Consider the following 13,485-nt stretch of genomic DNA (forward strand, 5'->3'; position numbering starts at 1 on the left):
TTCTCGATTTTAGTGGCTTCCTCCCAATGACATCTGAACCCAGCGGCGAAATAGTTCCACAGCAATACAGTAGCAACCATTAATTTCTTTAACAACATCGTGGCGTTCCAGAGTTTTTAATGCTTCCTGTAAACTTGTTTCATCCATCCCTATTTCTGTACTCAGCCTGTCGAAATTCATTCCTTCTAAGTGAGGTGCTAATGCTGTTAAAATCTCCTGTTGTCCCGATGCACCTTCCGCTGCTTGACCCCAAACTCCTGTAAAATAGTAGCGACCTCTGGTGAAAAATTCCGGGTCATTGATGACTGTTTCTACATCTTCTGTGGTAAACATTGGATCGCGGGGGCGTCCCATTTCAAATACTCGGTCGTTGTAGTGGCGGACTAACAGGAATCCTACCAGTTGCGTCAGGTAGGGTTGGCCGTGAGTTAGTTCGTAAATGCGATCGAGTGCTTCCGGTTTGTAGTCGAGGAGAAAATCATCATCGGGATTGGCTAAAACTTGGCGAGTTGCACCCAAACTCAGGAAACCGACTCGGATGGGGATGATGCTAGCAAAAAAAGGATTGAAATAATCCTCGGTCATTTCATCTAAGGTGTGCAATCCCGCAAACGCAAAGGCTATTTTAGAACTCATTTGCACCATGCCGCGCAAAAAACCGATAAAATCGCGATCGATTTTCCCAGCGTCTATCAATTTTTCGATGTGTTCAAACTCGTCTAAAGCCACGATCAATCCACCTTCTATATTTCCTAGCACTTGTTCGATATAGCGTCGAAAAGTGATGTAGGGCAAATCGAGTAAATCTTTATCTAGTGGAGGAGCAATTTTGACTGTTTTGGCAATGGCATCGGTGACGAATATTAGTAGTTCGCCGACTCCTTGAGAACAATCTGCTACCAGCAGCAAGTTGACATAGGCTACCTGTACCTTCGAGCCGAGACAGTTGCTAGCATTCAACAAAATCGAAGTTTTTCCCATCCGCCGATGACCGTAGAGAGCAACAGATTGCAGGCGAGATCCTTTTACCCACAACTCCTCTAATTCTCTGATGATGTCTTCGCGGCCCACAAACAGATTGCCTTGGACTGGATCGCCAATTACATAGGGGTTATTGACAGGTTTTGCAATCGAAATATCTCCTATTTTTACTGTTAATGGCAGTAATATTTCTAGCCATTTTTCGGCATTTTTAAGAATTAAATTTTGTTCGGCTTTTGGTATAATGTCTGCTTGATTTCGGATAATTGCAAGTTGACCTAATGATCGGTTTAGGGCAAGAGAACGGGCAGAACGAGATATGCCATTTTGGACGAGTTGTACCTCGGCAATTACCTGTCGTAGAGAGGCAATTACTTCCCAAGTAGTTTCGCGTAGCAGAGGTGAAGTTGGGGAAGGTGGCAGTTTCAGGGAAGCAATTTCTGCTAGTTCTGATGTTTGGTGAAAACCTGTGAGAATTTGCGCTAAGGCAAACATCTCCTCTCCATAAAGCAAATCTCGGACTACAGAAAAAGCTGCTGTCGCTTTGTCTGGTTCCTGTTCGTGGAGATACCAGAAACCAGCGGCAGATGCACGAGCAGGAGTATCTAAACGAAGTTCTGTTTGAAAACGAGCTTGAATTTGTTGGTGCCAAGGTATGAAGATGAAAAAACCTGTTACTACTTCTAACTTCATTTTTTGACTGAGAGAAGCTGAGGCAAAACGCACTAAATTCCAATCATAAGGATCTTCTGATAATTGAGCGACGCGATAGATGAGTTGGTCTTTTGGTGTCTCTGCTAGCACGCGATTTACAGCTTTAATAGCAGGGATAAACTGAAGAGTAAAGTTTAGTAATTCGTCAATGTTGTGCAATCCTGTTTCCCAATCCCGCCTCAGCCAATTAGCTATTTGAGCAGACAGGTAGGGAAGGGGAAGTGGAGTAATGTGAGGAAATTGTCTATTTTGATGTTGACGCTGGAGTAGGGTAAACGGTACGGCGAAAAGCCAATTTTCAGGACGTGCGATCGCCACGGCTGACGCCAACCCCAACCCCAAGCCCAACCCCACACCCAACCCCACGCCGGAACCCACGCCGGACAATACGCCCAAACCCACACCCAAGCCCGCACCCACCCCTACGCCGGACGCCACGCCCACTCCCACACCTGACCTCACGCCTAAGCCCACGCCCAGCGCCAGGCCCAACCCCAGGCCAGACGCCACGCTGGACACCATACCGGAGGCCACGCCGTAGGTTGCGCCCAACACCACGCCGAATGCCACGCCTAACCCCACGCCGGACGCTACTCCTAACTGCACGACGGATGCCACGCCGGATGCCACGGCGAAAGCTACGCCTGAAACTACAACCCACCAATTAATAGGAATACTTATGCGTAACAAAAATATATTAAAACCTATAGGGATAGCAAATATTAAGATCGACGCTTGCAAAATTAACTGACGCTGGACGGGATTTTGACGCAACCAATCCCACTTTTCTCGCCAAGTTTTAGCATCTTGTAAACTAGATTCACCCCCAAAAGTAGACTCATACCACCGCAAAGCTTGAGGAAAGTAAAACACCCAATATAACAATCGCAGGTAGTCTAAAGGATTCCACAAAGAAAGAGGACGTTTCAGTTTTGGTGCTAAATCTAAGCGAGGAATGGGGGGATGGTTTTGATTCATAAATAGGTGGGATAAATAAATTCAACTATTAGTTATATAATAAGACTTAAGCACGGGGGTTCAGAAACCCGGTTTTTTGCGAAAATACTTCGGACTCACTCATAGATTCGGTAAAAACCCGGTTTCTTTGGCGGAGTGCACAATTCCTGGGGGCTCAGAAACCAGGTTTTTACGAAAATACTTCGTTACAACGCGAAATTTGCTAAAAACCCGGTTTCTTGGGTTGCAGCGCGTAAATCTCGACTCACAAAACTTATCGTCACAACCAAAGAAACCGGGTTTTTATCGAATCTGCTGGTTACAACAAAATATTTTCGTAAAAAACCCGGTTTCTGGGCACTCATGTAAATCCTAGTTGAGATAACGAGCATAAGTTTGATAGCATAACATCATCAATTTCTGAGGATAGCCACCACTTTCAGCAATTAAACCCGCAATTTCATCCTCAGTAAAACTCACGGGTTGAATAACAGGTGTTAACCAGTCAGCCTTGAGGCGACTATCAATAAATTCGCGACTAATTTTATCATCCCATTGCTTCAGAGTTTCCTCAATGCAAATCCCTTTGAAAGGAGATGTCATATTTTGGTCTTGACTGTCAGGAAACAGAGTATCGAGAGAGGTGCAGGCGGCGACAACTAAACGCAAAGGTGCGTTGATTCCCTCGGCTAAACCCCGCAATTGGCCGCGTACTTGGTTAGTAAATCCATCCCAGGTCATTTTCTCGACTTCATCTAAAAGCAACAGGAATCGGTGCGATTCTAAAGCCCGTTGTAGTTGATATCCTTTGACTATCTCGATACCTACTAAGCTGCACAAAGCACCGTAAAAGTCATTTTCATCATAAACATTTTGCAGATTGAGGTAAATGGGTTGGCGCGGATGACGGAGTTGAGTTGGCGCTTGTCGGTAAATGGCTTGTAGGAGAGAACTTTTGCCGATCGCCCTTTCGCCGATAATTGCTACACTACTACCACTATTCAGTGTCTCAAACACCCGCCGTATTTCTCGCTCTCTCCCAAAGAAATATCGCGAATTGTCTATCTTGCCATGTTGGGGAATAAACGGATTATTGTGGTTGGGATTATCGACTGCGATCGAAGAAACCGGGTTTTTCACCGAATCTATCGACTGCAACGAAGTATTGTCGTGAAAAAACCCGGTTTCTGGGCCCCGCGTAGTTGTATTGGGATTTGTAATGTCTTGCCAATCCAATCCTAAAGCCTTGCAAATTCCCACAAAATACTGGCGACTGACAGCCTTCTGGGTAAAAAACTTATGAATTGCTTGAATATCGATGCCTGTCTTTGACTTTTTGCCTTCCCCGATCGTAACACGATCGGCTAAGTCTTGGCGACTCCAGCCTTTGTCTGTGAGAGCAATTGTTGCTTTTTCGATTCCTGCTTGGGATACTGTGAGCGATCGCTCTGTCATAGCCAAATTACAAACCTTTTAAGTATTATAACGGGCGATCGCCAACCAAACATATCCCAAACGCACATCAAACTCATAGTAACTGAAACCCATACACAGGATGACTTTCACGCTTTTAGCCTTTAGACTTAAGACATATTCAAGAAAAGGTAGCAATCATGAAAACTAAATCAAATATCACACCCGCTAAACCGAAATCTCCTAAAATGACTCCTAAAAACACTCCTCCTCAAATTCCCCCAGCTTTCCAGCTAGTTTTCCGCAGCGTTATTTGTTTGACTTTACTTTCTGGAGGCGTGTGTGTATCTCTGGGTACTAAAGATAGTTTATCTTCCCAACAAATTCGGATTTTTGAGAGTTGCAATACCACTTGGAATATGGGTGTGGGTGCAATTTTTGGACTTTTGGGTAGCAAGGCTGACGACTTATTCGGCGCGGATGATGAGGATGATGATTATGAGTAATCGCTAATCATTTATTGGCTGAAAGCGCGCACTTTTCATCCCTCATCCGACACATCCACTGTCCAATCTTCAAACCTCAAACGCGGTACACGCTCAAAATCCCGCCGATTCCGCGTCACCAAAACGGCATTTCTGGAAATCACAATAGCCGCAATCCGCAAATCCTGCGTACCCACGCGAATTTTTTGACGCACCAAATCAGTGTAACAATTGTAAGCATCTCGGTCAAAATCAAGCAAGTTGATATTTCTGAAATCCTCCAATGTTTCCCGCAGTTGTCTGTAAGCAAAAGTCAATGTATTTTCTGAGTTAGCACTTTTTATCTGATTAAGTCGTCCAGACAATTGTTCGACAACTGTAACCATTGTAATTGCAATTTCTTCAGGATTGACTGCATTAATCCGCTGTCTTATTTGCGGATAACCTCTTTGCAAAAGAGATAAATGATCGGTGTCGAGTACCCACAAACTCACTTAACTGCTTCCTCCGCATCAAGTTTACGGTAATACTCTTCCATTTCTGCATATTGTTCGCGACGAGAGGCTTCGATATCCGCCTGCATTGCCTCGAATTGCGGATCGTCTTTGTACTTACCTGCTAACTTCATCCAAGGATTGTCGGGTTTTGGTGGTTTTATTTCCAGAGAAATGAGTTCAGCTTTTGCTAAACGATCGCCCAAAATGCTGCTAATATTTGCAAGAGCTTCTTCGCGAGTATTCCCCTGAGCCTTACAGTCAGACAAACCTAGAACCAGTGCCTGATAATTTCCCTCTGTTTCCTGTTCCATGAGGACTGTCAAACCGGGAACATCCGCTTTTTGTTGTTGAATTTCCAGAGAAATAAGTTCGGCTTTTGCTAAACGATCGCCCAAAATGCTGCTAATATTTGTAATAGCCTCTTCGCGAGTATTCCCCTGGGCATTACAGTCTGGCACACCCAACACGATCGCCTGATACTTTCCTTCTGTTTCTTCGATGAGGACTGTCCAGGAAAAATTACCTAATTTTGCCGAGGGTTTTAGTAATATTTGAGTATTCATAAGAGTAAATTCAAGTAACAATTATGCCTTAATTATAACGGGCTTGCTAGCTCTTTAGGGCGATCGCACTCCCAAACCAAAGAAACCGGGTTTTTACCAATTCTACGGGCTGGAACCTCTGAATTATCGTAAAAAACCCGGTTTCTGACAACCCGTGCGTCCAAGAGCGTCCCGAATATACAATTTAAATCGGAAACAGACGATCGGGACGATCGCACGCGCGATCGCCCCAACACACAAACTACGAATCGCGATCGAGCTTAAGCACAGCCATAAAAGCCTCCTGCGGCACATCAACAGTACCCACAGACTTCATCCGCTTCTTACCCTTCGCCTGCTTTTGCAGCAACTTCTTCTTCCGCGAAATATCGCCGCCGTAACACTTCGCCAACACATCCTTCCGCAAAGCCGGAATATGTTCCGAAGCAATCACCTTAGCGCCAATAGTCGCTTGAATAGGCACCTTAAACTGGTGGCGGGGAATCAACTCCTTCAGTTTTTCCGTCAACCCGCGGCCAACATTGTAAGCCTTATCCCGGTGCACGATCATCGCCAAAGCATCAACCGGATCGCCATTAATTAAAATGTCCAATTTCACCAGCGGATTTTCGCGATAACCGATCAGGTGATACTCCATACTCGCATAACCGCGCGATCGCGATTTCATCTGATCGAAAAAGTCCGTCACCACCTCCGCCAAAGGCAACTCATAAACCAGCGTAGTCCGCCCCTGACTCAGATACTTCATATCCATAAAAATGCCCCGCCGACTTTGAGACAACTCCATCAGCGCCCCCACATAAGTTTCCGGCGACAGCATTTCTACCCGCACGTAAGGTTCCTCAATTTTCTCTCGATACTGAGGCTCTGGCAAGTGGCTCGGATTGTCAATTGTTAACACTTCTCCCTTATTTGTTGTGACTTGATAAACCACAGAAGGAGCTGTAACAATCAAATCCAAATTGTATTCTCTTTCCAATCTTTCCTGCACAATTTCCATGTGCAGCAAACCCAAGAAACCGCAGCGAAAACCAAATCCCATCGCACTAGAAGTTTCCGGTTCGTAGGAAAGCGCCGCATCGTTGAGTTCCAGTTTTTCCAAAGCTTCCCGCAAGTCGGGAAATTGGTCGGCATCGATCGGGAACAAGCCACAAAAAACCATCGGCTTAGCCTCCGTATAACCAGGCCAAGGCTCCGGTGCAGCCTTTTTCACCAAAGTAATCGTATCCCCGACACGAGCATCAGCTACCGCCTTAATTGCCGCACCCAGATAACCCACTTCTCCTGCGTGCAGTTCGTCTACTTGTACTTGCGTCGGTGACAAGATGCCCAATTCATCGATGACATATTCCTTCCCCGAAACCATCAACAACACCCGATCGCCCTTTTTAACACTTCCGTCCATCACTCGGAAATACACAATTACCCCGCGATAAGCATCGTAATAACTGTCAAAAATTAGCGCCCGCAGCGGTTTCTCAACAGTATCCTGCGGCGGCGGCACCAATTCCACGATCGCCTCCAGAATATCATCAATACCAATTCCTTCCTTAGCAGAAGCCTCAATCGCCCCGCTACAGTCCAGACCGATAATTTCTTCAATTTCCCCTTTCACCCGTTCCGGTTCCGCCCCCGGCAGGTCAATTTTATTTAGAACCGGAATAATTTCCAAATTATTTCCCAAGGCAAGGTAGACATTTGCCAAGGTTTGTGCTTCCACGCCTTGAGAAGCGTCTACCACCAGCAGCGCGCCTTCGCAAGCAGCGAGCGATCGCGAAACCTCATAGGAAAAGTCAACGTGTCCGGGAGTGTCGATCAGATTGAGCACGTACTCCTGACCGTCCTTGGCAGTGTAATTCATCCGAGCCGCTTGCAGCTTGATCGTAATGCCGCGTTCGCGTTCGAGCTCCATATTGTCTAAAAACTGCTCCTTCATTTCCCGTGCCTTCACAGTCCCAGTCGCCTGCAACAGTCGATCGGCCAAAGTCGATTTTCCGTGGTCGATGTGAGCAATAATCGAAAAATTACGAATGCGAGATACAGGAACGTTTGTCATAAAACCTATCGGCAAAAGATTGACTTTTGTTGTATTATAAAACTTCATTCAATCTACAGTCATTTATAGTCATTTAGAGACTTAAATAGAATTTAATTTTTTCTCGGTTGTGGGTTGACAAAGCCCTTGTATTTATGCTATGTTCTCTCGCTTCCTCCAGCCGAGACGCCCTCCTCAGAAAAAGTTTTGTCTCTGTTCTTTTACAGAAAACTCTGGAACAGTTGAGAAAAAGGCTCACAGCAGCATCCCGCATCAAACGAACAGCGCAGTCCATTTGAGATTTGAGATTTTAGACTTCCGGGTGAGACTTCAACGAGGGCCAGCCTCGATTCGGAAGACAGGAGAACGATTTTAGATTTACTGCACAACAGATTTAGATTTGAGATGGGAGACTGCGGCGCGAGACTTGAGCGAGGGCGAGCTTCGAGTCTCAAGAGAGGAGAACGATTTTCAATGATTACTGCACAACAGATAAATCTAGGAGATCGATCGAGCAGGAGTCTAAAATTTTGGGCCGCTCACGACGATTGTCGGGCGCTTGTATCCATTTTTGGGGTCAAGTTACTCTACAGAGGCCGATCGCCCACTTAAAAATATTGGTGAGAAGTTGCTAGCGCTTGACAAGAAGCAGATAATTTGGTCAAATGACGGAAGCGGAACGGTAAGGGTGTAAAACAAATATAGGTTTTGATCCGCTGTGCATCTCTACCAGGGATTAAGGCATCACTTCCTTCAAAACACTTCCTTCAAAACAAAAAAGCGTAAATTCCTAGAAGGAATTGAAACTTAAGAATTAAAACTAGGATTTTTTAACTATGAGCGAGTCAAGTATACACTCCCACAGTTCGTCAGAAAAAGTGGAACTGTCTATCCACATCGATTCTGAACTGCTAGACCAAATTAAGCACTTGACAAATGACCCCAGTAAAGTCATTGAAACAGCAATCAAGCAGTGGCTCAGAGGCGAGCGTCGCGAAGACGATCAGGCTATGAGTTTGCGCCGCACTCCCCCAGTCCCGCCCCGCGGCGAGTGGAACGACTGAGATTCTCTCCTCTCAAAGCCCTCCTACGGCGCGCGTAAATCAGCATGACTGTGAAATTGTGACTGTGAAATTGCGATCGCGCGAGCTCCGGCCTTCATAGGAGGGCAGATTTTACGGAGAAATACAGGTCTTTCCGAGATCTTCCCGGGCTAACAGACAACAGGGGAACTCTTCTAGGTGACGGAAAAATGTGCCACCCAGTCCCCGACTTGAGTTACCCGCAGCCTCAAATTTTGGCTGAATTTTCAACCTCGATCGTTAATAGACCTCTTCCAAAAGTCACTAACTATCAGGAAATTATCTGCGTTAATCTGTGTTTATCTGCTTTGCATCTGCGGTTTCAGTATCGATCAAAGATTTATGCAATGCAAGTTTAATGTGCAGACTACTAATTGCTAAATCTTAATTGGTATTTTTTAATTAGCCAAAATGGCTGAGAAAAAATACTTTTGAGCTGTGAGTTGAGTTCAGAATTAAAAAACATTTTTCGGGGTTCATCAATCACTCAAGACGAAATGTTAGAAGTCTAAAAAAAGGTGACTTGTGAGTTCTGATATGTGAATTTTAATTCAATATCCAAGAACTTTTTAGTTGATTGATATAGCAACCGCCAACCGGGTTAGGACGTTATTAATTGCTGAAAAATAAGTTATTATATTGCTTCTTAATTATTTCTCCTATCCGTTACATCCGTTAAATCCCGTACCTTGCTCGTTACTGAACTTCGTTCTTCCATAACTCACGACTTAACCGTGAAAACCCAAAACAATTTTGAGTATTGATTTTTGCGTTAAAATTTCAAAACTCAACAATCCGAACTACTTTCATCCCCAACTCTGATGGACTCTAACACCGATTTCCGGCGATCGAGCCTCGCCTCTACAGCATTTTTTCAAGAGTTAGGGGCAGAATTAGTATTTACCCAAGACGCAAAGGGTCGATATCTGTCTTTTTACTGGCAAAAAGCCGAGGAGTACAACCTCACAGCAGCAGAAATTGTCGTTAGCGAAGCCCTCGAAGAGGATCGCCCCCTCAGTGAAACCCTGCAACCCATCGCCCCTGCACCTTATCTCGATCGCCTGCGGCAGGTGCTCGAAACCCTTGTCCCCCAAAGGTTTAGCTATCCATTTTGCCACGCCGAACAATATTTTATGTTCGATTTGACAGTCACTCCGGCGATCGACTCCAACGGTAAAGCTACAAAAGTCTTAGTTATGGGCAGGCTGCTGTCTGACAAACCCGTACAATTGTCGGCAGATTCCCCAGAATTCAAGCCATACCCAGCTTTGCCATCTTCCTCCGACGCCAGCCAAGAAATTCTCTATCCAGCCAGCGTCATCGGTAGAGCCCTCACTCCCTACTCGGAAATCGATCGCAAAATTATCTCCCAAATCGCTCAAAACCTGCACAGAACCCTCGATTTACAGATTATTTGGCAGCAAACAGTTAACAGTTTGGGGGAAGTTTTGAACGCGAGCCGCTGCATCATCTGTTCCTCCAAAAAAGACAGCGAAAACCTCGAAGCCTCTGCCTTACTTAGCTCAGAAAATCAGCAAGATTATCCAGACCCAGCAGCAGAATTGCAACAGTCAATTGCTAGGGATCGCCCGCCCCCGCTGTCTGCCGATCGAATCGAAAATCTCCAATCGAAAACTTTTAAAGTAGTAGCTGAGTACCGCCAAGAACCTTACTCTTCGATGCTGGGATTAGAACTGCGCGCAGCCGAACAGCCGGGCTGGATTCAAACTTTAGCCACGTTAAAACCCGTAGCAGTCGATTACGCCTCCCCCATTGTCGATCGCTTCGATCGCCATTCCGTGCTCGTAGCAGCTACCTTCTATGAAGACCAACCCAATGCGCTGATATGTTTGCACCGCTGCGGCAATTCCCCTCCCTGGAGTCCAGTCGAACTCGAATTCGCCCGCGAGTTAGTCGCTCAAGTCGGCAGCGCGATCGCCCACGCTACACTTTACCAAGAATTAGAACAAGCCCGCGCCGAAGCCGTCGCCCTTTCCCAACTTAAAAGTCAATTTCTTGCCAATACTTCCCACGAACTCCGCACCCCCCTCAACGGCATCCTCGGCTTCCTGAAACTGGTGATGGATGGCATGGCAGATGACCCCGAAGAAGCGCGCCAATTTATCGAAGAAGCTTATCAATCGGCATTACACTTGTTCAACGTGATTAACGATATTTTGGATATCGCTAAAATTGAAGCTGGCAAAATGGAGTTAGACCTCGCTCCAGTCAAACTCGGCGAACTGTTGCAGCAAGTAGAGAATTTTACACGGGTGCAAGTGCAGGAAAAGCGATTGCAATTTCAAATCCAAACACCAGCCGCCCAGGACGAGATTATTTTGTATGCCAACTACCAACGCCTGCTTCAGGTAATTTTGAACCTCACCGGAAATGCGATTAAATTCACCAAGGAAGGGGGAATTCGCATCAGTGCCGAAGTTATTAAGAAAAAAGTAACTGTTAACAACCAGGAGTTACCCGGAATTGTGAAAATCCGAGTTGCGGATACTGGTATTGGGGTTTCTCTAGACAAGCAATATAAATTATTTGAGTCATTTTTTCAGGTGGACGGCGCTCGTACCAGGCAATACGGCGGCACCGGTTTGGGATTGGCTATTTCTCAAAAACTGGTAGAAGCCATGGGTGGTACAGTAAATTTTTACAGTATGGGAGAAGGACTCGGATCGACTGTTACTTTTACTGTGCCGCTTTATCAAGAACCGCTATTTAAAAATTAATCATCGGTAATTGGTAATTGGTGTATATCACTCACTTGATAATTGCGGGATCGGTGTATCCCTGATTACAAATTCGTGAATAAAAATCATTGATAATTAGAGGCTTTCCCAATAACACAGTTATATTGCCCGCCGCAGTATCAATTTTTACCTTGTCCGCCACCAATCTCCCTCCTTCGGTGTTTTCGACTCAGACCGATCGCCCCACCGCTGCCGAACCCACGCAGAATTCGCATCAATGGCATTCGGGGGGGTGGGATAACAGCTCATCTCGCTCTGTCTCCTCGGGACTCACACCTGCGAATAAACCCTCCCAAAAATCGCCAACCTTACCAGAACTTAGTCCACACCCCTAGGACTGATTTAACTTCCACAGCCCTATTGTAAAGTAATGTTAATAAAACTTGACCTTTTCAGTTTTATGTGATAATCATAAAGATATTGTAAAGATACTGATAATATCTACTATTTTTTGACAAGGTGTGGGAATATTTAAGTGTAATTACGCAAGCCTCTATTGGGACAGTTTGCGCCTGGCAAATTAAGTAAATTTCTGCTGTGTTGGTGGAGTGGTAGAATTTTGCCAGTTTAGTAGAAAAAGGGTTGCTATGAATCAGCAAATATCAGCTCAATCGCAAAAACTTTTGCTCCAAATTGGCAGAAAGATTCGTCGAACTTTGGATCTCGATACCATTTGGCAGCAAACAGTTAACTCTTTGGGACAAACATTAGGTGTCAGCCGCTGCATCATTTGTCCCTATCAAAGTTCTAGCCAGCAAGTCAAAGTGGCTGCTGAATACTGCCAAGAACCATTTCTACCTATGCTGGGAGTGGAAATCTCGCTGAGATCAGCACCTCATATCATTCAAGCTCTAGAGACCCTAAAACCAGTGGTAGTAGAATCGTTAGGAGCCGACGATCCTTTTGAACGGCACTCGGTGCTAGTGGTAGCTACTGCTTATCAAGAGCAACCTAATGGCGTAATTAGCTTGCACCGGTGCGAGGGCGGATTGTCAGGGAATGATGGTAATGCCGATCGACCTTGGACTCAAGACCAGATCGAATTCGCAGAAGAAATTGCCGATCAAGTCGGAAGTGCGATCGCCCTAGCTACCCTCTACCAAGAGCGCAGCCAGCGAACAAAAGAACTCTCCCAGTTCAAAAAGGAGTTTTTGTCAACCGCATCCCACGAGCTGCGAACTCCACTAAATCACATCATCGGCTACCTACAACTAACTGTAGATGATATGGCCGACGATCCAATAGAGGAGAGAGCTTTTATCCAAGAAGCTCACCGTTCGGCTCTCCACCTTTCCAAGGTAATTGGTAATGTCTTAGATTCCATTCAGTCAAGTAAAGCTTGTCAGGCTCACGTAGAGTTAGACGCTTTGAGGAGTCAGCAAAAATCTCTAAACCAGTAAAGATGCAATTCCCGCATTCAAAAAGTCGAATATTGATCGTGCAGACAAGTCTTCTGCCTGGAAAATCTGACATTTGCATCTATAGATTTACTCAATAACTTCGATGGCTGGTTACTAAATTATTTTTATGTCATTAGGGTGTCTAGCAGAGCAGAGCAACTAATAAAGGCAACATCAGGGTGTATTTATCATATTATGTGCGATATATTGACCGATCGAATAGCTTTGTAGTGAGGAAGTCCGTCCTCATAAAACTCTGAATACGGACTTCCTTACTACAAATCTGCAACGGCTGTTTTACCGGAGATGATATCGCCAGCACAAGATGGCAGCTTCGCACTTTTAATATTTTTTACTTGTGCTTGATGGAATTAGTTATCCCCATTTTTTTTTTAGTTTTTGCAGGGCTGACATAGCGCGCCCAAAAAGGTTCTTCCATATTTTTCAGGGATGCTAGTTTTTGACGCTCCTCCTCTATGCGCTTGCGTTCTGAAAGGTCAGAACCCACATTCCGCAGATGTGGGTCGGATTTTTTTATCAGTTGTGAAAACTTGGAAGCCAAACGCTTTTGGGCTGAAATTATGCAGTGTTAGCCTTAC

At 45.2% G+C, this 13,485-nt stretch carries 9 protein-coding genes; 4 read left to right on the plus strand and 5 right to left on the minus strand.

All coding sequences use genetic code 11. The features are described from left to right. Positions 1-9 precede the first annotated feature (9 nt). Both JGK39_RS16445 and JGK39_RS16450 read right to left on the minus strand, forming a co-directional pair. Complete coding sequence (locus tag JGK39_RS16445) at positions 10-2,673, minus strand: ATP-binding protein (RefSeq protein ID WP_293246476.1); 2,664 nt, start codon at positions 2,671-2,673, stop codon at positions 10-12. 351 nt (positions 2,674-3,024) lie between these two features. Further along, positions 3,025-4,107, minus strand: a complete 1,083-nt coding sequence (locus JGK39_RS16450) for an ATP-binding protein (protein ID WP_293246479.1) — start codon at positions 4,105-4,107, stop codon at positions 3,025-3,027. Between the two features lie 158 nt (positions 4,108-4,265). On the opposite strand from JGK39_RS16450, the gene JGK39_RS16455 reads away from it, so the two are divergent. After that, positions 4,266-4,571: a hypothetical protein gene (locus JGK39_RS16455; RefSeq protein ID WP_293246482.1), complete on the plus strand. Its 306-nt coding sequence runs from the start codon at positions 4,266-4,268 to the stop codon at positions 4,569-4,571. 35 nt (positions 4,572-4,606) lie between these two features. Here the strand turns inward: JGK39_RS16455 and JGK39_RS16460 are convergent, their stop codons facing one another. The 3 genes from JGK39_RS16460 to lepA all read right to left on the minus strand — a co-directional run bounded on the left by JGK39_RS16460 (position 4,607) and on the right by lepA (position 7,666). Then, positions 4,607-5,044, minus strand: coding sequence for a type II toxin-antitoxin system VapC family toxin (locus JGK39_RS16460; protein ID WP_293246485.1), 438 nt, complete (start codon positions 5,042-5,044; stop codon positions 4,607-4,609). Then, the gene (locus tag JGK39_RS16465) at positions 5,041-5,610 is read right to left on the minus strand and encodes a type II toxin-antitoxin system HicB family antitoxin (RefSeq protein WP_293246492.1); all 570 of its coding nucleotides are present in this window, start codon (positions 5,608-5,610) and stop codon (positions 5,041-5,043) included. The genes JGK39_RS16460 and JGK39_RS16465 overlap by 4 nt, the downstream gene beginning before the upstream one ends. Positions 5,611-5,851: 241 nt before the next feature. Beyond that, positions 5,852-7,666, minus strand: coding sequence for a translation elongation factor 4 (gene lepA / locus JGK39_RS16470; protein ID WP_293246497.1), 1,815 nt, complete (start codon positions 7,664-7,666; stop codon positions 5,852-5,854). A gap of 815 nt (positions 7,667-8,481) precedes the next feature. Here lepA and JGK39_RS16475 point away from each other — a divergent pair. The 3 genes from JGK39_RS16475 (at position 8,482) to JGK39_RS16485 (ending at position 12,886) form a co-directional block, all read left to right on the plus strand. Then, a complete protein-coding gene (locus JGK39_RS16475) occupies positions 8,482-8,709 on the plus strand; it encodes a type II toxin-antitoxin system CcdA family antitoxin (RefSeq protein WP_293146178.1) in 228 nt (75 codons plus the stop codon). Positions 8,710-9,548: 839 nt separating this feature from the next. After that, positions 9,549-11,465, plus strand: coding sequence for a GAF domain-containing sensor histidine kinase (locus tag JGK39_RS16480; RefSeq protein WP_293246504.1), 1,917 nt, complete (start codon positions 9,549-9,551; stop codon positions 11,463-11,465). Positions 11,466-12,073: 608 nt separating this feature from the next. Beyond that, positions 12,074-12,886: a GAF domain-containing protein gene (locus tag JGK39_RS16485; RefSeq protein ID WP_293246511.1), complete on the plus strand. Its 813-nt coding sequence runs from the start codon at positions 12,074-12,076 to the stop codon at positions 12,884-12,886. Positions 12,887-13,485: the final 599 nt, after the last annotated feature.

It is taken from the genome of Microcoleus sp. PH2017_12_PCY_D_A, from assembly GCF_020738565.1.
In the GTDB taxonomy this organism is placed as follows: Bacteria; Cyanobacteriota; Cyanobacteriia; order Cyanobacteriales; family Microcoleaceae; genus Microcoleus.